The sequence below is a fragment of the Streptomyces sp. NPDC001515 genome (assembly GCF_053597115.1).
The window spans coordinates 195335-216554 of sequence record NZ_JBSFHN010000005.1 but is presented as its reverse complement, the minus strand read 5'-3'; the positions used below and the strand labels follow the sequence as shown (position 1 = coordinate 216554).

The following is a 21220-nucleotide window of genomic DNA, read 5'->3' as shown; positions in this document are numbered from 1 at the left end:
CGCTCCTGCTGCGCCTGCTGCTGCGGGATACGGAGGACGAGGTGGCCGTCCGAGGGCCGTCGCCTGGCCGGGAAGGGCCGCTGATCCTGCCGTTAGGAAGGACCACTCCGGTGTCCTCGAACAGGAGGACACCGTTGCACAGCAGGCTCCAGCCCTGCTCGGGACAACTGCGGATCAGGCGGGCGGCGGTGCCGTCCGCCCTCGCCGGGACCGGGCACGTCGGAGTGTGCTTGCACACGGCGGACGGAGACCGTGGTGGCTGGGTCCCCCGCGGGTTCATCCGTACTCCCGATTCCGCGACTCGGCGATGGATGTCGCCGTAGGACCGACCGGTCAGCCCGGCAATCGCCCGCACCCCCAAGGGGTTCACAGGCCTCGTGTACAGCCAGACGACGTAGTCGGTGAACTCGCGTGCCTTCCTGCCGCTCAGCCGGGCGCCGGGCTCCACCACCGGCGCTGCGACCGCATCTGCTGCGGCGTATCCCTCGGACCGTTCGGCTGGGAGTTCAGGTGGTGTGCGTAGATAGGGGACGTCTCTGCGCGGCGTGACGAGGTTCCAGCCGTGCGCCAGGACCACGGCGTCCACGTTGGACCTTGCCCCCATCGCCGTGAGGAGGTCGCTCAGCGCCGTGGGCAGCGCGGACTGCGTGAGCCGGGCGGCATTGGCGATGTCCGCGGGCGCGGAGTGCCTGGTGAGAGCTGTGAGGAGGGCGATGTTGATCGGGCTGGTGGTGAGACCCGGGGGAGGCGGCAGGGGAGGCGGGGCTGTGAGCACCTTCGAGGACAGCAGGGCGTGCGTCAGTACTGCCAGCGCGCAGCCGGGCGGGCATCCCAACAGGCGGCGCAGAGTCTGCAGACTGGTGTAGACGCTCGTGTCCCGGCGGCGCAGAATGCGGGCGATCTCCGGGACCTTTCGCCCCGCGACAATGTGACGGGCAACAAGCAGCAGGGACTCGGTGATCGGGGAACCCTCAAGCGAACGGTGTGGCGTGCTAGGCATCCCGTGATACCTCGCTCGGCACAGACGCGGATCCCGCGGGGACGATCTGGCAGTCGACGAACACGGCGAGCGCAGGGCGCCGGACAGCCGGCAGGCGGAGCCGGCCCAGCTCGTCCGTTGGACGGGGGCCGCGACCGTGCTCTTCCCACCCCATATCGGCGAGGTGCTGCAGGAGCCGGTCGCCGGCCGGTCGGGCGACACGTACGTCGGCACGGACGAAGGGGACGTCGATACGGGCCGCGAGATCAGCGGCCCAGAGGCTCAGGACCCGGGCGATCTCGCCGGGCTGGCCGGGCAGGGTGTGAACGTGGCCGAGGTAGAGACAGTCTCCGGCACGACTGCCTTGAGCAGCGCGGGCCAGCCGGGGGACCAGGCAGGCCAGCAGCCTGCCGTCGCCGTCGAACAGCGCCGCCGATCGCACATGCGGATCGCGGAAGACGGCCATCACATCTGCTGTCGACTGGTTCGGAAGACCGCGCCGGACGAGCCAGCGATGACGTTCGTCCACCAAGGCGGCGGCCTCGTCGCGCTCGGCATCCGTACGCAGGGACCGGACCTCGTAGACGGCCGATGCGGGTGCCGGGGTTCGCTCTGCGGGCTCCGGATCGTTGGCGAGGTGCTTCGCGATGCAGCGCTGAGTGGACGTCAGCGATGTGGTCGGCACTCTGGCCGGAAGGGACAGCGGGGTCACAGGGGGCTCTCCGGGCGGGCTGGTTGATGTGGCTGGTGGCCGCCGGCCCTTCGGGGAGGAAGGGCCGGCGGCGTGGTCCCGGGCGCGGAGGGATCTCACGGGGGTTTTCCGCGCCCGGGCCGTTCAGAGGGCCGTCGGACTGGGCACGGCCCGGTCCGGTACGGCACCGGCGCAGTGGCGGACGGACCACTGGATGTGGTCCTCGTCGAAGGCGGCGTCGGCCAGTCGTTTGCGCTGGATCTCGCCGGTTCCCGCTGGCGGGTAGGTGTGCTGGATGTCGCGCCACAGACGTTGCACGAAGGAGTCGTGGCCGAGGGCGTGAGCGCCGTGCAGTTCCATGGCGTCCTGGATGGACCGCATGGCCCACCGGTGTCCGAGGTACTTCGAGTTGATCAGGTCCGCGTCGCAGGCGAGGCGCTGGTCGAGGAGGTGTACTGCCTGATAGGCGAGTATGCGGGCGGCACGCAGGCGGGCTTCCATACCTCCGACGCGGTCCCGCAGGACGGGCAGTTCGGACAGGCTGCCCTGGTAGCGGGGCCGGGTTCTCAGGCGGGCGATGGTGGTGTCCACGCCAGTGTCATGGATGCCGAGGCTGACCGCGGCCAGGTTGGGCCGCCCGTACAGGATGCTGCTGCTCTGGGCGACGGCATGTCCCTGCCCGATCTCGCCGACCACGTTGTCGGAGGAGACGCGGACGTGGTCGAGGTCCAGTCGGCCGGCGGTGAAGCCGTGCAGGCCGAGACCGGCACGGTGGGGGGGAATGGAGAGCCCGGGGCTGCCGGTTTCGACCATGAACGCAGTCAGTGCCTGGGAGGTGCGCACCCCGGCCGCGGCGGTACGGGCGACGACGAGGTGGGCTCCTGCGATGTGGACGTTCCCGATATGGATTTTGCTGCCGGTGATCACCCACCCGCTGCCGTCGGGTTCGGCGGTGGTTTCGATCCCGCCGATGTGTCCACCGGCATCCGGTTCAGTCACGGCGATCGACAGGAGGAGGGAGCCGTCCACGACCCCGGGCAGCCACCGGGTCTTCTGCTCATGGGTGGCGAATTGCACCAGGGCGCCGACGGGGATCAGCGTGGCCTGCAGGATGGCCGCGGCTGCTGCGGAGACCCGCGCGATGCGGTGGATCAGAATGGTCTTAGCGACGTGGCCGGCGCCGAGTCCGCCGTAGGCGGGCGGGACGGTGACGGCGAAGTACCCTCGCGCGGCTATGAGGCCGGCCACCTTGCGCTCGACCCGGCCCGGTGCGGCTTCCATGCGGACGGCGCGGGGCGCGACTTGCTCGGCCGCGAAGTCGTCCGCCTCACTCCACAGCTTGTCGTGGCGGGCGGTGAGGTAGGGACGAAGTGCTGCTGGCGGTGTGGCGGACATGGTCTCCCTCTCCCTGAGCGAAGGTCGCAACTGGTGTGGCCGGGAATCGCTTACGGCCTGCGGCCCGGGGCGCGCACAGGCTGGCGCACGGACGCGGGGTCGATGCGTTCCACTGCCTGGGCGCTGGTGCGGAGGGTGACGTCTCGGATCCGGCGGGAATCGCTCAGGTGACGCGGCTCGGGGTCGATGACGCAGGCCGTGCCCAGGACGACTCCGCTCGGATGAATGAGCGGAGCGCCGTAGTAGGAGCGGATGCCGACCCTGTCGGTCACCGGATTGCCGCTGAATCGCGGGCTCGCGTGCACGTCGTGCAGCGGGAGGGCCTTCTGTCGGTCCACGACGGCCGGGCACCAGCCGTGGTCGAGTCGCATCGTGCGGCCGACGATGACGTGCCCGCTGTCCGGGTGCGGCTGATAGAGCCCGACGAACGTCTGCTCGGCCAAGAACAAGTTGATGAACCCGTAGAGGAACCCTGCCTCCTCGGCCATGCTGCGCGCCAGATCGTCCCACTCCGGACTGGGCGCGGTGGAAATTCCGAGCCGCTGGAGGAGCTGGTGCCTCTGCGTCAGGGCGTCCGAGCCGCAGACCGGGACGAGATCGGGAGCCTGACCCGGCATGGTCACGCCATGGTCCTCGATGTGCATGGTGCGCTGAGGCAGGGGTGTCGCGGCCGGTGTCACGAAGCGGTGATCGGGCGGATATGCCATCAGTTGTCCTCAGGGTGAGCTGCGGATACGGGGTGGGCGGGCTGTGCCGGGGCGTGCTCCAGTGCGTGATGGACCAGGGTCAGCAGCACGCCGGCGACATGGACCGGGTTGCGGGCATCGCAGGTGACCACCGGTACGTCGGCCGGGAGTTTGAGGGCACGACGGACCTCTGCGGGGTCGTACCGGTGCGCGCCTTCGAACTCGTTGATCCCGACGACGAAGGGAAGACCGAGGTCCTCGAAGAAGCCGATTGCGGGGAAACTGGTGTCCAGGCGGCGGGTGTCGACCAGGACGACCGCGCCGACGGCGCCGCGTGTGAGGTCGTCCCAGAGGTCGACGAACCGCTCCTGGCCGGGCGTGCCGAACAGGAACAGCTGCAAAGGCACGGGCGCTTCGGGCAGACTCAGGCGGCCGAAGTCAAAGGCGACCGTGGTGGTTTCCTTGGCCGGGACGCCCTCCAGACGGTCCACATTCGTGCCCGCCTCCGTCAGGTACTCGTCGGTACGCAACGGCTTGATCTCGCTGACGGCGCCCACGGCGGTGGTTTTCCCTACACCGAAGCCACCGGCGATCACGATCTTCAGCACGGTGAGTTCCCCGGACCGCCGGCGCGGTGGCCCCGGCACGGTCGGGCTATCCGGCCTTGGCGTAGGCATTGGGCCACTTCCTCTTCAGGCCGGCCGCGAGGGCGGCCAGCAGGTCGGTGGTGGGTCGCCCGTCCGGTTCGGAGCCTGCATAGGCACCGGTGACGGAGACGGTCAGGGCATGCGCGTCAATGAGGTCGGAGACGAGGACCTTGACGGCGGTGATCGGGCGGTCGAGCAGTCCCGCCAGTTCGGCGACCGACCTCCCCTCATCCCGGCACAGCCCCAGGATCACCTTGTGTGCGTCCACCTGGCCGGGACCGGGCCGCCCAGGCCCGGCCTCCAGCACGGTGTCCACGGCGAGCAGGTGCCGTGCCTTGGTACGTCCCTGCGTCAGGGTGTAGGTCCGAATGAACGTCGATTCCTCGTCCGTCAGGCCGTGCCTGATCACCGGACGTCGCCGTTCGTGCCGACGCGGACCGGGATGCGCATGTAGGGGGCGAACCGTGCCACGAGGCGGCCCATCTCGAAGCCGACGGTTCCCGCGTCGGCGTTGGGGTCGGTGACGACGGCGAGGATCGTGTCCACCTCGCCGCGCTCGTTGCCGGGGTAGTTGTCGAAGGCGGCGCTGCTTCCGGCGCTCTGGATGAAGAGCAGGCAGTCGTCCCGCTCGATGATGATCTGCCGGGCCGGCCTTTTCAGGCCGGTGGGTCCGGTGAGGTTCGTCGCGAGGGAGGCGAGGCCGGCGACAACGGCCGCCATCTCGTCCGCCCAGTCCTTTTCTACGTCGCTGTCCAGCAGGGACAGTGCGTCCCTGGACAGCAGGACGGCGTGCGTGACGCCCGCGATGTCGTCGACGAACTGCCGCAGCAGCCAGGCCATGCTGCTGCGCTGGGAGCTGGTCTCCTGCGCGGAACCGTCGGCCAGGGAGTGGTTCTCGGGGGGGACGCTCATGGGAATCGCTCCAGACGAGGAAGGGGTAACCGGCATGCGAGGGGGCCCGCGGGGGAGGTGGGGCATGGCTGAGCTCAGGGGCTGGGGCGCTCATCCCGAGCGTTGTGGGTGCCTGCGGTGGCTCCGTCGTGGAGTCCGGCGCGGAAGGCGCCGGCGAGCCCCGGCGTCGGCGCGGCAGTAGGCACCTGCTCCCGCCTACTCGGGGGAGTGAACGCCCCGGGCTGCCGCGAACGAGTGGGCAGCTTGGGCGGGTTCGCCGTCTGACCTGCCGCTCCGTGCCCCGGCGCGCTGACCGGGCCCGAGTGCACGCTCCGCCCCGCCGACGTGGATGCCGGTGCTGTGGCGGCCTGCCGCGCGGGGGGCGTAGGAGAGGAAGCTTCCCGGGACGGCGCACCGGCGCCCTCGACGGGGGGCATCGGGACGAGGAGCCGTGCCGGGATGACGACCAGGGCCGTTGTTCCGCCCGTCGTATTCTCCTGGAGAAGGGCGGACATCCCGTGTGACTGTGCGATCTTGGCGGCGACCAGCAGCCCAAGCTGCCCGTTCCGGACCTGTCGGCTGACGTCTACCTGGTCGGGTGCCTTCAGCAGGCGGTTCAAGTGTTCCCGCACCTGCGGGGCGATGCGCACCGCCCGGTCCTCGACCTCGACCGCCAACCCGACTGCAACCCGCTGCGCACGAACGGTCACCCGCGTCGACGGATCGGAGCACTCGCAGGCGTTCTCGATCAGCTCCGCCAGCAGATGCGTGAGGTCCGGGCCCACGTGGCCGGGAAGGCCCAGCTCCACGCCCACCGGCCCGACAGCGATCGCCACGCGCGGATACTGCACGACCTCGGAGAGCGCACCCTGCAGCACGGTCGTGACCGGTACGGGCCGGCGCGTGCTGCGTAGGGACTGCCCGCCCAGCACCGCCGTGCTCTCCACCTGACGTCGCATGCGGGTCACGAGGTGATCGATCTTGAAGATCGGGTCCAGCAGATCAGGGTCGTCGGTCTGCTTTTCCAGGTCGCTGATCGCACCAAGCGCCCTGCCGACCAGGGCGTGTTCGCGTTCGGCGAGACGGCGCAGTACTTCCAGCAGGATGGACGACTGCGACCTGTCGTGCACACGGATCAGGGCGGCGATGGCCTGCGCCTGGAGATTGCCCAGGGTGTGATTGATTGCGGAGTCGGGGCCGGCTGATGACGGCACCTGTGGTTCCCGCAGCGGCGGGCGTCCACCGCGGCACAGCTCCTCCGCCGACCACTGCAGCGACTTCCCGACGGCCGCTGCCGCCCCTTCCAGCGTGGCCAGTGCCGAGGCCTGGGCCTTCTCCACGGCCGCGTGCGCGGCGCGGGCGGCAGCGCGTGCTTCGCGCGCCGCGATTGCGACGACCCCGGATAGTCCGCAGACCAGACCGGCCAGAAGCCAGCCGACGTCCACCACGGCCACGGCCCGGAGGGCGAAGGTGGTGGCGAGCAGCGTGGCAAGAAGCACCAGGGGTAGTGCGACGGCGCGGCGGGCGACGTGCAGCGTGACCGTGTCGAGCGGGGGCCGCCGTCTGCGGTGACCGGCGGGCGCAGACCGTGCCGGGAAGACGCTGTCAGACATGGGAATCCTCGTCAGGGGGTGGGTGGCTAGGCGTGCTGCGGCGTCAGGCCGACAGGGCTCTGGAGTGTGCCGCGCACGACCGGGCGCGGCACGGGAGGAACCGCCGCGGCCCCCCGGGCGGAGGCCTCCGCCGTCAACCGGTCAAGGAGCTGCGCACTGTGGACCAGTCCCAGGTGGCTGAAGGCCTGCGGGAAGTTGCCGAGCTGGCGCCGCCGGTCGGGGTCGTACTCCTCGGCCAGGAGACCGAGGTCGTTGCGCAGTGTCAGAAGGTGGTCGAACAGCTGCTGGGCCTCCGCGAGGCGCCCGGTCAGTGCCAGGGCATCGACCAGCCAGAACGCGCACAGGACGAAGGTGCCTTCGTCACCGCTCAGACCGTCCGCCCCGGTGTGCTCGCCGGCGGTCGGGTACCGGCGAACGAGGCCGTCCGGCGTGGCCAGCCCACTGCGGACCGCGTCAACGGTGCCGATGACGCGCGGATCATCGGGCGGCAGGAAGCCCACGGCGGGAATCAGCAGGGTCGCGGCGTCCAGTTCGTCCGAGCCGTAGGACTGCGTGAACGTGTTGCGCACCGGGTCGTATCCCCGCGCACAGACTTCGTGGTGGATCTGCGTGCGCAGGGCATGCAGCGGCCCGGCGTCGATCGCGAGTGCACCGGACTCTGCCAGGCGAATGCTGCGGTCAACCGCGACCCACGCCATCACCTTCGAGTGCACGAAGTGCCTGCGCGGCCCGCGGACCTCCCAGATCCCCTCGTCGGGCTCTCGCCACCGCCGCGCCAGTTGTCCGATGAGCTTCTCGTGCAGCACCGCAGTGTCCGCGCAGTGGGCCACACCGCTTAGGTGCGCGAGGTGGAACGTCGAGATCACCTCGCCGTACACGTCCAGTTGGAGTTGCCCCGCAGCGCCGTTGCCCACCCGGACCGGGGCCGAGCCCTCGTATCCAGGAAGCCACGGCAACTCCCGCTCCGGCAGATCGCGTTCAGCACCGACCCCATACATGATCTGCAGGTTCTCCGGGTCGCCGGCCACGGCACGCAGGAGCCACTGCCGCCAGGCCTGCGCCTCCTGGCGGAAGCCGCACGCCAGCAGCGCGGCCAGTGTCGCAGCCGCGTCGCGAAGCCAGGTATAGCGGTAGTCCCAGTTCCGCGTGCCGCCGATCTCCTCCGGCAGCGACGTGGTCGGCGCGGCGACGATCCCGCCGCTCGGCTCGTACGTCAGCGCCTTCAGCGTGATCAACGACCGGAGCACGGCCTCGCGGTACGGGCCCGTGTAGGAGCACTGCTCGGTCCAGCCGTGCCAGAACGACAGGGTCCGGGCGAGGGCATCCTGCGGGTCGGGCACCGCGGGGGCAGGTGCGAGGGACGGTGACCAGCTGAGGACGAACGCCACGCTCTGCCCGGTGGTGACGGTGAACCGGCTGGTGAGGACGCCGTCCTTCTCGGTCTGCCGGACATTCGTGTCGAGCCACAACGCGTCCGCGCCCGCCTCCGCGACCATGCGTCCACCGGCCTCGTGGATCCAGCAGGTGTCGCGCCCGTACCCCGGCCGGGGGCACATGGCCGACACCATGTCTACTTCGCCGTCCAGGCCCTCGACGATGCGGACCAGCTGCGGCGCTCCCTCGCGAGGCGGCATGAAGTCCACGATCCGAGCCGAGCCTGACGGAGTGCGCCAGAGGGACTCCAGTACGAGGGAGCCTGGGAGGTACCGCCGCTCGGCCACGTCCTGGGAGCCGCCGCAGTCGGCGATCAAGGCCGGCGCGATCTGCCACGAACCGTTCCCTCGCGTGCCGAGGAGTCCCGCGAAGGGGGCCGGAGCGTCGAAGCGCGGTAAGCACAGCCAGTCGACCGACCCGTTGGCGCAGACAAGGGCGCTTGTCCGCATGTCGCCGATCAGGCCGTACTGCTCGATGAGAGGCGAACTGTCGATGGACGTCATCGTGATCTCCATAGCCCCGCGTAGCCGGGGCATGCGGGCCGGACACAGCCGGAAGGGAAAGGAACGGAAGCCGCGACACCGATGCGGCAAGGATGAGGAAACTGAAGGCAGTCAGGACACGGCGCGCAGCGCGGCCGTCCGGCACTCCCCGCTCTTCACCCCGCGCGAGGCCGACTCCGCGACCACACCGACGAGCTTCTGCGCCCGGCGGCCAGCAGCACGGCCAGTGCACGGCTGATGCCGAGGTCCGGCTGCGCCGCTTCCAACCATCGGTACTGCCCCGACGGGTTCAGATCCACGAAGTACCAGACGCCGCTGGCGTCCACGAGCAGGTCGCTGGCGGCGTAGGGGAGTCGGTAGTGCTGCGCAAGGGTGGTCAGAGCAGCGCCAACAGAGGGCGGGAGCGTGGTCGGGGTATAGGTCAGGTTTTCCAGGTCGGCGCGCCAGTCCGTGAGGCCGGCTGCTGTGCGTGCGTCGATCCGGACCGCGATCGTGCGCGTGCCGAGGGTGTGGGCCCGAACGGCGTAGCGGGTGTGAACGCGGTGCTGGAGCTGCGTGATGCCGGTGGCGACGGCTCCCAGATCGTCAACGCCGACCTGGGCTGTGTAGAGGGATCGGACCCGGCTTCCGGGCTCGGTGATCTGCGGGAGAGTGAGAGCCTTTGTGATGACTCCGCCTCCGGCGGCGCGGGCGAATCTCCGGGCGGAGGGGGGATCGCTTCCGATCCAGGTCGGCGGCACGGCCAGACCGGATCGCTCGGCAGCGGCGACCACATCGGCCTTGACCTCCGCCCGGCGGATATCTGCCGGGTGATTTACATGCAGGCAGTCCAGGGATCCCAACACCCCGGCGAGCCCGGCAGTCGCCTCCCCCGACGCCCACCGGGCCTCTGCGGAAGTCATCCCGTTGACGCGAATCCGGGGAACACCAGGGTGGAACCACAGGATGGCCCGGATATCGTCAAGATCCGTGATCCGAGAACCTACGGCGAGCGATCCATCCCACCTGCCCCCGCGACACTGGGCGTTGAGAACGACGTGGCGTCGCGCGACATCGGCGAGGTCGAACCGGGCGACGCGCACGGAGAGGTCCTGAAGCGCGAGCGTCACCGCGTCACCGGTGTCCGACTCGCGTTCCGTTACAACCAGGACCGTGCTGCCGCCGTCAGCCGACATCGGGGTGGTCACAGCGCGCCACCGGGAACACCGGCAACGTCGCTCGTCCACATGTCCCCCGACCGAACCTGACTACTGGGCATGGTGGAGGAGGCCAGGTGCTCCGGGCTGTGGATCACCGGAACACCGTCACGGTCGATACGGACCTGTCGGACTTCGTCGAAGCGTTCACCGGGCAACGCCCGGGGTACATGAATCACCCTCGGCGGGCTGCTCACCCTGAGGGCCAGTGGGAGTGACGGAGTGGTGGCGGGGGCGTTACGCACATTCGTAGCAGCCACGGGAATCCTTCGACGAGGTACTGGGACGGGGCGGAACGGGTTGACCCGATGAAGGGGAGAGCAACTCCAGGGCGGCCAGACGCAGCGGCGCCCTTGTTGGGCAGCAGGGTTTTCGCTGCGTGACAGCTGCTTAGAACGGTCAACGGGCCAGGCCGATCGGCGTTTCAGGCCCACGCTCGGCCAGCCTCGGGAGCCACTACAGCGACGAAGCCTCGGTGCTCGAACCAGTCCAGCTCACGCCGGAGCTCCTCGAAGTTGACGCTGATGGCATCCGTCGTGATCACGACGACCCCGTCCGCGTACCCCTCCAGGATCTGCCGCCGGACACAGCACCAACCCGGCCGGGCATCGGGCGAGCCGGCGCCCATGTGGTCGCGGTAGCGCTGCCCATCTCCCGCCTGCCAGCCCTGTCGCACTGCGAAGTCTTCAGCCTTGTCGAAGGAGTGGCGAGGCGTCTGGCCCGCGGTGGCCAACGCATACAGGCACACCCGCGGCGTCCGCCCGTGCGAGCGGACCCTGGCAACAACCCGTGCAAGGCTTGCACGACGTTCCGCGGTGAGAGAGCCGACAGAACTCCCAACACCGAGCGGCCCACGAAGGATCAGACCGGATGGAACGCTCGCGGAAGGGTGAAGCATGACGGCCTCCCGATTCCAGTGTTCAGAACGACGTTGCAGCAGCTGAGTACGACCAGATGCGTAAGGAGTTTGATCCAGTTCTGAGTCCGGATGAATTTCTGGAGAGATATCTCTGCAGAGATAACGATCTCCGTCTACGGTGGAGTTCGCGGCTGGGAAGCCTTGAATCACAACCACAGAGCCGAGGTAGACATGTCCGGCGAACCGGGCCACCTGTGTCAGCAGTGTCGGAAGCCGATGAGTCGGTACAACTCTGGTGTTCTCTGCGCTCCGTGTTCCAGAGCGACTGCCATTCCTGAGGTCCCGGACCGCGCCTGGCGCGACGAGGCGGTTCACCAGGCGCTGGCTGACTGGGACTTCGGCACCGTGGTCCGTCTCGTCCGGCTGCGCTCAGGGCTCTCACAGAAGACCGTTCAGGAGCTGACCGGCCTGTCTCAGGGGTTCATCTCAGCGGTGGAACGCGGTCTCAAAATGATCAACAGCCCGCAGACGATCGTCGAGGCGCTGACCGGGCTGGGGATACCGTCCGACCTGACTCCACTTCTGTTGACGCCGTTTGCGCAAGCCCAGTCGAAGCGCACTGCTGAGGCAAATGACCCGGCCCTGCCATGGACGGCGACCCGTATGGTGACGTCACTAGAGGCAGCCGTCGGAGGAACCATGACCGGAATCAGCCGCCGCAGGGCTCTCACGGCCCTGCCCGCTGCTGGGCTAACCCAGTACATCCTGCAGTCGACCATCGCGCCCCCCGAAACCGTCGCCTCCAACCTCCGAGGCGGAATCGCCGTATCCGACCAGCTTCTCGCCAGCCTTCAGAGCACCACCGACTCGCTGCGCCTGGCAGACGCAAGCCGCGGAAGCGGAAAGCTTGCGCGGGCGGCCGCGGCACATCTCAGGTTCCTTCTGCGACTCCGGCGCGGGGGCAACTTTGATGAACTTACGGGTCAGCGTCTTGCCGCAGTCACGGCCGACACCGCCATTCAAACCGGGTGGTACCAGTTCGATAGCGGCGAACACCTGGCCGGCCGCGACCTTTTCCTCGGAGCCCTGCGCGCGGCTCACGCCAGCGGAGACAGCAGACTGAAGGCTGGGGCGCTCTCCTTCCTCGCCATCTACGGATACTCCGTCGGAGACCCCCGCCACGCCATCAGCGCGGCCCGAACCGCACGGCAGGCCATCTCCGATCAGGAAGCCCCCGCCCTTCACGCCATGCTCCTCACCCGACAGGCCCGCGGGCACGCCCGACTCAAAGAAGCCAGCCAAGCCCGCGCGGCTCTGGACGAGGCGCAGGACCTGTGTGCTCGCGGACGAGGAGAGAACGACCCGCACTGGCTGTACTGGATCAACCCTGGTGAGATCAGGGGCCAGACGGGCAGCTGCCTGCTGGATCTTGGGCAACCCGGTCGGGCCGCCGAAGCGTTCGCGGCAGCTCGCGACACCTTCGCCGTCGACGAGGTTCGCACCCGCGCCCAGTTCCTGTCTCGCGCCGCAACGGCACAGATGCGCTCGGGCGACGTCGAAGCCGGATCGGCCACCGGCCACGAGGTCCTCGCGCTCGTCACCGGAGTCAGCTCGGCTCGTCTGGACGAGAACCTGACGGCGATGCTGGACGAAGCCCGCGGCCACGCTTCGGCGACATCAGCCAACGAGCTTCTGGAGCATGGCCGGAGCGTCATGAGGGAGCGCGCAGCGTGATCCTGGTTCTCTGGGACATCGACCGCACGCTCGTCTACACGGGAGACACCGACCGTCGCGTCTACATCGAGGCGTTCACCGAGGTCGTCGGATACCCACCGACCACCCTGCCCGCCCGCGGCACCGGCGTCACCATGCCCGTTGCTGTCCGCGAACTCCTGCGCGCCAACGGCATTCCGGAGCGGGACCAGGCCGTACTCGCTGACCGGATCATCGCGGAGCTTCCAGGGCGTCTGGCGGCGCATCGCCTCGTGTTGGCCACCAGCGGAGTCGTCATGCCTGGAGCAGTGCAGGCACTCTCCGCAGTCCAGCAGACCAAGCATCTGATCCCGACTGTTGTCACCGGAAACCTGCAGAAGAACGCCGAGATCAAGCTTTCCGCGCTGGGCCTCATCGGCTACCTCGACACGGACATTGGTGGCTACGCCTCTGACGACCCCCACCGCCCTGCCCTCGTACGTATCGCGCAGGACAGGGCACTAGCTAAGCACGGGCATCGCTTCACGTCCGCGACCACGGTGATCGTCGGGGACTCCCTTGAGGATGTCCGGACCGGTCTGGAAGGCGGCTCCAGAGTCATTGCAGTCGCATCAGGCACCACCAGCGAAGAGCAACTTCGCTCCGCCGGAGCAGACCATGTACTCCCCGACCTCAGGTCGAGTTCCCGGCTACTTCGTCTCATCGATGGCATGTTGTAGAACCGTCGGCGGTTCCTCGCGGGAGTCGCGAATGCAGTCTACTGAGGGGCCAAGGCGAGCGGACTGTGTCGTCCGACTTTTGCGGTGAGTCCTGCGTCTCCGGGGCGGCGCAGCGCGGCGCTCGTCCGGCCTTCTCTGTACCTGCGCCCTAATGCCGGGCGTGGCGCCCGCACAGCACAGTCCTGCCCGCCGTCGCCGCGCTCCTCGGCCGTCTCTCGACGGTGGAGGTGCCCGAGGGCGTCGCGTAGCGCATCGGGCCGAGCAGAGGCTCGGCGGGTACGGGACGACGGACGAGGACCGCCACATCTCCGGTCGCGCGCTGCTGCACACCCACCTCGACCCGAGCCACATCCTGATCACCACCACCGGGGCGGTCCGGCTCGTGAGCTGGGGGAGGGCGATGCACGGGGCGCCGTGGCTGGACGCGGCCTCCTGGGCCGTCTGGCTCGTCGCGTACGGGCACAGCCCCGTCGCGGCGGAGGAGTGGGCCCGCATGATCCCGGCGTACCGGACCGCACCCCCCGAGGCGCGCCGCGCCTACGCGCAGATCTCCGCAGCGTGGTGGGCTGACCTCGCCCAGACCCACTGGGCCATGTGGACGTCGCAGGTCGCACGGGCGGCGGCTACCTGGGCCACGCACCACACGAGATGACGACTTCCCGCCCCGGCCAGGGGCGGGTGGGCGGTCCGTCTGGGCCCGCCCCCACCGGCACGGGCACCCGGCCCGTCCGGACCCACCGAGAGGAACACCCTGAATCCCGCAGCACAGATCGGCGACCTGAGCGGCCCCATCATCATCGCGTCCAGGGCCGTGGACGAGGGGTAGCCGACAGCCCTCCGGGACTGACGGCCCGTCCCCGCGTTTGCAGGTGGGGGCGGGCCGTTCACCCGGTGGCTACCGGGCCGGCGCTTGATGCAGCATCGCCGCCACGCCCTCGTCCGAGCCCGTGTAGTTGATGCCGCGCAGGATCGCGACGGGGACGCCGCGTCCGCGCTGGCCGAGGATCAGCCCGGCAGCCGCAGCGATCATGTCGACCTGGGTCTCCTCCTGCCGCTTCGCGCCGTGCTCGGTGACTCGCAGCGGTGCGACTCCGGCGGCCCCGATGGCGATGCACGTGGCCCCCCGTCGATCCGCGCGACCGTCGGAGTCAGCGACGACGACCGAGACGCCCGCGCCGGTGTGAGCGACCAAGGCGTCCCGCAGCGCCCGGGCTGACGCGTCGGGGTCCTCGGGGAGCAGCCACGCGCCCTTGTCGCCGGCTCGGTCGATCCCGGCCGACGTCAGCAGGTAGCCGAGCCGGTGCTGGGCGATGATCGGCCCCCGCGCCGTGGCCAGGAAGTGCGAGGTGGAGTGGTCCAGGATCAACTGGACCACCGTCGCGGGCTTACCTGTTCGGGCCGACAGCTCCAGGGCCTCGTCGGAGGGTGTGACGTCGGCCAGGTCCACGTAGCGGTCCTCCGAGATCGACACGACTTTGCTGGCGACGACGACCACTCGTCGTCGAGCAGTTCGGTGCCGTTCTCGGAAAGCACCTTGGTGACGGTGCTCGCGAGGTCGTCGCCGGGCCGGACTGCGGGGAAGGGTTCCAGGCCGAACGCGGAGAACCCGGAGGTGGTGGACGAGGTGGCGGTCATGGTGCTCCTGCTGCTGGGGAGAGGGCGGTGCGTAGACGGTCATGGGCGGCGTAGAGCATCTGGGCTCGGTGCCGGACGGTGGCGTGTTGCGCGCTGGTGAGCCAGCCGCAGACGCGGCGCAGGTAGTGCGGCCACAGCCGCCCGGCCGCATCGAGGGCTGGTGCACCGCAGATGACGGCCCGCCAGGCAGCGGCGAGGTGTTGCGGCCAGGGCCCGTCATCGTAGCCGCCGGGGCCGGGCACGAGGGCGGTGAGCGATTCCGCCATCTCTCGGACACGGTCGGGCGGCAGCGCCCGGCCATTTGTCCGGTATATGACCGTGCCGGTGCCGGCCGGGGCGGGCAGCTGGGGCCATGCCGCCGTCAGGTGCAGCAGGACCGGCACGGCCTGGTGGAAGATCGCCGGGAGGTGCGTGAACGACCCCGCGTGCTGCCTGGGTTCGTGGAACTGCACGGAGTTGACGGACCCGGTAGTCGCGGCGGCCAGGAGGAGGAAGGCGTCGATGCCGTAGCCGCCGACGCACTGCGCGAGGTCGTCCGGCAATTCGGCCGCGGCCGCCTGGGCGGCGTCGAGCGCTCGGCGGGAGACGGCGAGGTCGCCGACGAGTCTCCACCGGCCTGATTCCCGTCGAGGTGCCCGGGCAGACCGCGGGCCGTGAGGTCGGCCTCGGGTTCCCGCCCCGTGTCGCGGTAGGTCCGCCCTCGGCTCCCTTCGAGGAAGTTTGGCGATGCCCAGGCCGGCGCGGTCCAGATCGTCCCTGGGATCGCCGTCCGGATGATGCGGGTAGCCGCGCAGGGAGAGCAGGAAGACGAACCTGTCCACGCCCTCGGCCTCGAAGATCTCCAGCAGCTCGCTCAGGTACGCGCCGTCGAGTAACCGGCCGGGCCGTGACACCGCCCCAACCGGGGCCTGTGCTGGCGGACAGTGGATACGGGGGATCCTGAGGCGCCCGGCCCCACCGACGTCAGCAGACGGTCAGCAGAAGCCGTTGCGTCAGGCCGCGCTCCACGACAGTCCGTTTCCCTCGACAACCTTGGGTATGCCAGTGGGAGCGGCCACGGAGGGCGGTCGCGGCATTCGCTTGTGATCCCGCCAGTGGTGGCGTCCGGGCCGGGGTCGGCCCGGACGCCACCACTCCGTAACGTCACCGCTTCCGGCGGGGGTCCGAGTCCCGCCGCTGAACGTACGCGCGGGCGCCCCTACCCTCGCCGCCTCCGCTCGCGCGCCGCCGTCCAGGACGTCCACAGGACCCTGCCGGTCACGCGGAACCAGAGGCGTGCTCCCTCGTCGCCCACGAGGTCGGTGACCGTCCGGGCGGTCAGGGACACGCCCAGGGAGGGGTGCCAGGAACACCACTCGGCCACCAGGCGCAGGCCGTTGCGGACCTGGTCGGCGCGAGGGACGGCGGACTCGGAGGGGAACAGTGGGAAGAGCAGGGAGGGCAGCAGGGATGGGACATGGTGGAGCTGGGACAGGACGAACTGCATCATGCGGACCTCACCAACGGATCGGAAGGTGAGGTGCGGGCCCGCACCCCGGGCTGTGCCGGCGTGAGACTTCACGGTGCGGGCCGGGACAGGCGGGGCGTAACTCGTCCGAGGTGGCAGCCGGAAAGAGACGTGGACGCGCGGACAGGTGCAGGTGAGAGAGGCGCGCGGATAACTCGCGCGAGGTCTCGTTCACCGGTCGGTGCCGGTGCGGGCGCTTGGCTTACTCTGGGGATCGGCTTCGTACGGGGGACGCGTGGTGACGGATCGACAGGGCCCGGGGCCAGGGGACGGCCGGGAGAGGAATCGGCGCAACGGGACGACCGACTTGCTCCGGCGGTCGCTGGCCCGTCTGTACGACGAGCTCAGCGGCACGTCCGCCACCGGTCGGCTGAACCCCGATCTGACTCTGCGCACGGACCGCAAGGTGTGGGAGCGGCTGCGCCGCGAGATCGCGGCGCAGATGGAGCTCGACCGGCAGCAGGGGCGGGTCGCGGCGCCCGACCGTATCCCGGTGCTGACCGATCAGACCTTTTCCACCCTGCGCTGGGATGTGCAGGCCGACCGGCCGCTCAGCCGGGACCGGCTGCGGGTCTTCGAGGCCGTGATGGCCCTCGGCCGGGTCGGCGGCCGGCTGCCGGCGCCATGGACGACGCGGGCGGACGAGTTCCTGGCCGCTGATCCACCACCGGCCCGCCGCGCGGGCGACGGCGGCAGGAGCCACCTCGTCTGTCTGGAGAACGCCCACGACAGGGCGCTCGCGCAGGCCGGAACGCTCGGGGGCCCCGGCGCGGTGGCGCTGGGAGACGTGTACGTGGTGCGTGGCCACGAGGAGGCGCTGGCACGCAGGCTGGAGGAGCAAGCGGCTTCGGGGGAACCGGGACGGCCCGTGCAGGTCGTTCTCGGTGAGCCGGGCACGGGAAAGACCAGCCTGCTGTGGTACCTGGTGACGACACTGCGGGAACGCCGGGCGGGACCGCCGCCCGACGACGTACCCGCCGGGCCGCCCTCGGCCCGGCGGAGGCGGGGACCGGCGCTGGTGCCGCGTCTTCTGCGTGGTGAGGAGTTACTGGACCTGCGGCTCGGGGCGCGGCTGCTGAAGGCGCTCGTCGACTCCGGGAAGGGGCAGTCGGGGCGGGGCCGCATCGTCCTGATCGACAGCGCCGATCTGCTTCTGCGCGCCGCTGACGGCCGGGCGCGTCTGCGGCAGGTGGTCGAGCTGTGCCAGAGCCGGGGTACGCCGCTCGCGCTGACCTGCCGTACCCGTGACCGGGCCCAGTTGGAGGAGGTTCTCGGGGGCGCGCCTTTCGACGTGTCGACGCATGTGGAGGATTTCCGGTTCGACGGTGAGGTGGAGCGCGCCGTTACCGCCTACTGCCGCCACTACCTGTCGGAGGACATCCAGTACGGCACGGCCGAGCGACTGCTCGCGGCCGCCGTGCGCGGTCTTCCCGTGCGGGAGGTCGTCGCCCGGCCCCTGACCCTGCGCATGCTGCTCCAGGTGTACGTCGAGGGCATGGACACCGCCGAGATCGACGCCGCGATGGTGTACGACACCTACTGGGCGCGGCGGGTGTGCGAGGACCGGCGCCACGGTGCGGACGTGGTGGCGGACACCAGGGATCTGTCGTGGCCGGCCCAGGCAGCCGCGCGGCTGATGCTGCACGACGGGACCGTGGCGCTGTCCGCCGTCGAAGTCGCGAAGCGTCTGCCGCTGGCCGATGCCGGGCCGACGGGCGGTGATCCCGACGAGCAGGTGGCGGTCCTGGAGGAACGCGGTGTGCTCACCCGTGCGGGTTCGGCGGCCCGCAGCGCCGGTACGGCGTCCCCCGAGACGGCGGTGTCCGGAGCGGGGGCCGGTCCGGACCGGGAGGAGGGTGCCGCGGGGTCGGTGCAGTTCTTCCACCAGACCCTGTACGAGTACGCGGCGGGGCGGTGCGTGTCCCGGCTCGCCGACGAGGCGGGCCTCTCCTACTACCAGGCGCTGGCGGCGCATCTGAAACACCATCCGGACGACTTCCTGCGGGCCTCGGTGGCGGAGCAGGCGATCGTCCAGGGGGTACGGCTGGCCGGTGCGGCGCGCGACGAGGCCGCGGCGCTGCTGCTGAATCTGCTGGCCTGCGCGGAGGTGGACCTCCAGGTCATCGCTGTGCGCTGTTACGCCTTCCTGCCGCACCTGTACGTCCACGAGCGCGAGCCGATCCAGCGGTATCTGCGCGAGAAGGTGCCGCAGGCCCTGGCCGAGGAACTGCTCGCGATCCTGCCCACCCGCTGCCATCCCGAACCGGAGGTGGTCACCGCCGACCTGGGCGTCGTCCTGCGTCGCCATCCCGTCCTCCGCCACCGGGTGCTGGAGGTGCTGTGCCGCTTCGGCGGCGCGGACGCGAAGGCCTCCCGGGCGGTCTGGTCGCTGCTGCACCAGCTGTGCGCCGGCCCACGCACGTGTCTGAACCGGCCCGTCGCCGACGGCGACGCGCCGCCGACGGGGTGCGGCGGCCACCTCTGCCTCTGGTCATGGCTGGTCCGGCTCGACGGCAACAGCGCCACCAGCCACGGAAATCTCGCCGCCCGGCTGGTCGACGTCCTCTCCGAGCACCAAGGCGTCTGGGGCGTCGCCCGGATGCACGAACTGCTGGCGCTCGCCCGGCGCAACGGCCTGCGGGCACAGGTACTCCATTGTCTACCGGCGATCCACCGCAGACGCACGAAGGCGGAGTGGGCCAAGCTCATGGACCGCGCGGCCGAGTCGGCGGCCCGGCTCGGACCCGGACGGCCCGGCGGCCCGGCCGGCACCGAGGAGGACATCACGGACGGCCAGCGGATCCTGGACGCCTACTGGTCCGAGACGGCGGCGGGCGACCAGGAGCCCCTGACCGTGCTGCGCGGACTGGCGGCGGAGGGCGACCGGCCCTTCGACGTTCTGCCGCCCCGGCTGCGGGGCGTCCTCACCCGGCTCGGGAACCGGCTGCGCGGTGCGGCGCCGCGCGAGGTGTACGGCGTGCTGGACGAGGCCGTGGCGCTGTGCGCGGGAACCGACCGCATCGAGCAGGTCGCCCGGGCCCTGCTCCCGCCCCTCCTCATGGACGGCGCAGCCGCCCCGGACCGGGATCGTGTCACCGGTCGTGCTGCGGATCCGGACGGTCCGGCCGCTGCTGGCGGCCACGGCACCGGCACCGGCCGCACGCAGCCACCGGGTGAGGGGGTCGCCGCCGCCGAGCGGTGGTGCGCCCACCAGCTCGCCCTGTTCACCGTGGTCAGCGACCGGCGTCCCGAGGCGCGGTTCGCGATGGCGGGGATCGCCGCGCTCCCGCCCGGCCGCGCGGCCCGCCTCGTGCCCTGGTCCTCGGCGGCACGCCCCTCCGGTGCGTCGGGAGGCGCACCGTGGGGCACGGTCCGGTGCGACGCGGTGTGGCTGGCTCCGGGCGGTGCCGCACGTCTCCTCGTACCGCTCTCCGCAGCGGGCGACCACCAGGCCCTCGCCGCGCTGGACCGGTGGCGGGCCCTCGAACAGGCCCACCACGACCAGCTCGTACGGGGCCGCAACGACTGGCCCCGCTACCACGGCGACCGGCCCTGGCACGGTTCCGCGCGCACGAACCTGCACAAGGTCCTGCACCCGGCGCTCGCCGATCACGCCCAGGGCGACCACAGGCTGATCGCCGGGGCGTTGCGCCACCGGATCCCGTCCGCGGACCTGCCGTGGCTGGCCCGGCTCGCCAAGTCCGCAGCCAACCGGCCGGACAACGCCCCCGCCGCCGGGGCCAGGGCGGCACTCGTCCGGTACGGTCCGGACCTGGCCGCCTGGTGCTCGGACCTGTGGGACCGGACGCTCCCCTGCCCCGACGACACCGCGAAGGCTGCGGCCCTGCGGCTCTGGGGCGACCTGGTTCGGCTGGGGGCGGCCGAACGCCCCACGCTGCAACGGCAGAAGAAGCTGGCCGAGGCGCTCGGCGCCGGCTGGTGGCAGCGCGCCTCCGAGGTGTTCCGGCACTGGAACGGCCTCGCGGCGACCGCCACCGCCGACGAGGCCGGCGACCCGGACTGGGCGGATCTGGACGCCGCTCTCGCGACGGCCGCCACCCTTCCGGGGCTCCGGCGGACCCTCGCCCCGCTGCGGTCGTTCCTCCACTGCCGCTTCGCCCCGCTGACCGGCCCGGACGAGGTCACCGCGGCGCTGGCCGCCGCCCGGGCGGAGGTACGGGCGGCCCGCACGACCGCGGACATCCATGCCTGCGGCGCGGGCTTCCTCGCCGAACGGCTCTGCGCGGTCGACCCCGCGGCGGCCGTCTCGGTCACCGTGATGGTCGCCGAGCGCGCGGTCGGGTCGTCGGCGGGCAGCGACGTCCCGCACCACGTCACGCGCCTCGGCTGGAAGTGGCAGAAGCCGCTCACCCGGCTCGCCACCGACACCGACCCGGCCCAGTGGCACACCCTGCTGTCCGGACTCGCCCACGGCCCCCTCGCCGTGCTCCAGAAGGCCCTCGACCTCGCCGCCCTGCACCGCCGCGACGAGGACCTGCGAGCCGTCGCCGAATCCGCGCTGGCCGCCGGCCCCTACCTCGACGAGGCACTGGCCGGTCTGCGAGACGCCGCGATCCGCCACCGCCGCACCCCTCTGACCGAGCCCCGCTGGACCGCGATCCTCGACCCGGCGGCGGCCGACCGCCTCACGGTGGGCCTGGACGCGTAGGCGCGCGGACGGGACCTCGGAGAGCGGCCTCGGAGGACCGGAGGACAGCGAGCCGGCCGACCGGGGCTCCGTCGACGCGATCG

At 70.8% G+C, this 21220-nt stretch carries 16 protein-coding genes and 3 pseudogenes; 4 read left to right on the top strand and 15 right to left on the bottom strand.

Annotation, left to right across the window (positions count from 1 at the left end; genetic code table 11):
• Positions 1-43: 43 nt before the first annotated feature.
• From ACWCXC_RS08615 to ACWCXC_RS08560, 12 genes and pseudogenes are all read right to left on the bottom strand, one after another.
• Positions 44-238: pseudogene (locus ACWCXC_RS08615) on the bottom strand (DUF5999 family protein); the annotation flags it as partial.
• A 36-nt stretch (positions 239-274) separates the two neighbouring features.
• Positions 275-604 (bottom strand): annotated as a pseudogene (locus tag ACWCXC_RS08610) (helix-turn-helix domain-containing protein); the annotation flags it as partial.
• Between the two features lie 388 nt (positions 605-992).
• Positions 993-1691, bottom strand: a complete 699-nt coding sequence (locus tag ACWCXC_RS08605) for a hypothetical protein (protein ID WP_450887552.1) — start codon at positions 1689-1691, stop codon at positions 993-995.
• Positions 1692-1814: 123 nt separating this feature from the next.
• Positions 1815-3065: an acyl-CoA dehydrogenase family protein gene (locus ACWCXC_RS08600; protein ID WP_450887550.1), complete on the bottom strand. Its 1251-nt coding sequence runs from the start codon at positions 3063-3065 to the stop codon at positions 1815-1817.
• 50 nt (positions 3066-3115) lie between these two features.
• Entirely contained in the window at positions 3116-3772 is a 657-nt protein-coding gene (locus ACWCXC_RS08595) for a GAF domain-containing protein (RefSeq protein WP_450887548.1), read from the bottom strand.
• Entirely contained in the window at positions 3772-4359 is a 588-nt protein-coding gene (locus ACWCXC_RS08590) for a GTP-binding protein (RefSeq protein WP_450887547.1), read from the bottom strand. The genes ACWCXC_RS08595 and ACWCXC_RS08590 overlap by 1 nt, the downstream gene beginning before the upstream one ends.
• Positions 4360-4405: 46 nt before the next feature.
• Positions 4406-4807, bottom strand: a complete 402-nt coding sequence (locus ACWCXC_RS08585) for a DUF742 domain-containing protein (protein ID WP_450887545.1) — start codon at positions 4805-4807, stop codon at positions 4406-4408.
• The gene (locus ACWCXC_RS08580; protein ID WP_450887543.1) at positions 4804-5310 is read right to left on the bottom strand and encodes a roadblock/LC7 domain-containing protein; all 507 of its coding nucleotides are present in this window, start codon (positions 5308-5310) and stop codon (positions 4804-4806) included. The genes ACWCXC_RS08585 and ACWCXC_RS08580 overlap by 4 nt, the downstream gene beginning before the upstream one ends.
• 74 nt (positions 5311-5384) lie before the next feature.
• Complete coding sequence (locus ACWCXC_RS08575) at positions 5385-6902, bottom strand: sensor histidine kinase (protein WP_450887541.1); 1518 nt, start codon at positions 6900-6902, stop codon at positions 5385-5387.
• A 26-nt stretch (positions 6903-6928) separates the two neighbouring features.
• Positions 6929-8839: a glycoside hydrolase family 15 protein gene (locus ACWCXC_RS08570; protein ID WP_450887539.1), complete on the bottom strand. Its 1911-nt coding sequence runs from the start codon at positions 8837-8839 to the stop codon at positions 6929-6931.
• A gap of 155 nt (positions 8840-8994) precedes the next feature.
• A complete protein-coding gene (locus ACWCXC_RS08565) occupies positions 8995-10026 on the bottom strand; it encodes a hypothetical protein (RefSeq protein ID WP_450887537.1) in 1032 nt (343 codons plus the stop codon).
• Between the two features lie 433 nt (positions 10027-10459).
• Complete coding sequence (locus ACWCXC_RS08560; RefSeq protein WP_450887535.1) at positions 10460-10783, bottom strand: hypothetical protein; 324 nt, start codon at positions 10781-10783, stop codon at positions 10460-10462.
• A gap of 342 nt (positions 10784-11125) precedes the next feature.
• Here ACWCXC_RS08560 and ACWCXC_RS08555 point away from each other — a divergent pair, with 342 nt between their 5' ends.
• From ACWCXC_RS08555 to ACWCXC_RS08545, 3 genes are all read left to right on the top strand, one after another.
• Positions 11126-12628: a helix-turn-helix domain-containing protein gene (locus tag ACWCXC_RS08555; protein ID WP_450887533.1), complete on the top strand. Its 1503-nt coding sequence runs from the start codon at positions 11126-11128 to the stop codon at positions 12626-12628.
• Positions 12625-13326, top strand: a complete 702-nt coding sequence (locus ACWCXC_RS08550; RefSeq protein ID WP_450887531.1) for an HAD family hydrolase — start codon at positions 12625-12627, stop codon at positions 13324-13326. The genes ACWCXC_RS08555 and ACWCXC_RS08550 overlap by 4 nt, the downstream gene beginning before the upstream one ends.
• 160 nt (positions 13327-13486) lie before the next feature.
• Complete coding sequence (locus tag ACWCXC_RS08545; protein ID WP_450887529.1) at positions 13487-13978, top strand: hypothetical protein; 492 nt, start codon at positions 13487-13489, stop codon at positions 13976-13978.
• A 243-nt stretch (positions 13979-14221) separates the two neighbouring features.
• Here the strand turns inward: ACWCXC_RS08545 and ACWCXC_RS08540 are convergent, their stop codons facing one another.
• The 3 genes and pseudogenes from ACWCXC_RS08540 to ACWCXC_RS08530 all read right to left on the bottom strand — a co-directional run bounded on the left by ACWCXC_RS08540 (position 14222) and on the right by ACWCXC_RS08530 (position 16450).
• Entirely contained in the window at positions 14222-14797 is a 576-nt protein-coding gene (locus ACWCXC_RS08540) for a coenzyme F420-0:L-glutamate ligase (protein WP_450887527.1), read from the bottom strand.
• Positions 14798-15610: 813 nt separating this feature from the next.
• A pseudogene (locus ACWCXC_RS08535) lies at positions 15611-15824 on the bottom strand (hypothetical protein); the annotation flags it as partial.
• A gap of 335 nt (positions 15825-16159) precedes the next feature.
• The gene (locus tag ACWCXC_RS08530; RefSeq protein WP_450887525.1) at positions 16160-16450 is read right to left on the bottom strand and encodes a hypothetical protein; all 291 of its coding nucleotides are present in this window, start codon (positions 16448-16450) and stop codon (positions 16160-16162) included.
• Between the two features lie 325 nt (positions 16451-16775).
• On the opposite strand from ACWCXC_RS08530, the gene ACWCXC_RS08525 reads away from it, so the two are divergent.
• Complete coding sequence (locus ACWCXC_RS08525) at positions 16776-21137, top strand: NACHT domain-containing protein (RefSeq protein ID WP_450887523.1); 4362 nt, start codon at positions 16776-16778, stop codon at positions 21135-21137.
• Positions 21138-21220: the final 83 nt, after the last annotated feature.

Excerpts from the sequence above, each read along its gene's own strand:
- ACWCXC_RS08595 (WP_450887548.1), bottom strand. The coding sequence starts at position 3,772 with ATGGCATATCCGCCCGATCACCGCTTCGTGACACCGGCCGCGACACCC.
- ACWCXC_RS08575 (WP_450887541.1), bottom strand. The coding sequence starts at position 6,902 with ATGTCTGACAGCGTCTTCCCGGCACGGTCTGCGCCCGCCGGTCACCGC.
- ACWCXC_RS08580 (WP_450887543.1), bottom strand. The coding sequence starts at position 5,310 with ATGAGCGTCCCCCCCGAGAACCACTCCCTGGCCGACGGTTCCGCGCAG.
- ACWCXC_RS08570 (WP_450887539.1), bottom strand. The coding sequence starts at position 8,839 with ATGACGTCCATCGACAGTTCGCCTCTCATCGAGCAGTACGGCCTGATC.
- ACWCXC_RS08530 (WP_450887525.1), bottom strand. The coding sequence starts at position 16,450 with ATGATGCAGTTCGTCCTGTCCCAGCTCCACCATGTCCCATCCCTGCTG.
- ACWCXC_RS08600 (WP_450887550.1), bottom strand. The coding sequence starts at position 3,065 with ATGTCCGCCACACCGCCAGCAGCACTTCGTCCCTACCTCACCGCCCGC.
- ACWCXC_RS08555 (WP_450887533.1), top strand. The coding sequence starts at position 11,126 with ATGTCCGGCGAACCGGGCCACCTGTGTCAGCAGTGTCGGAAGCCGATG.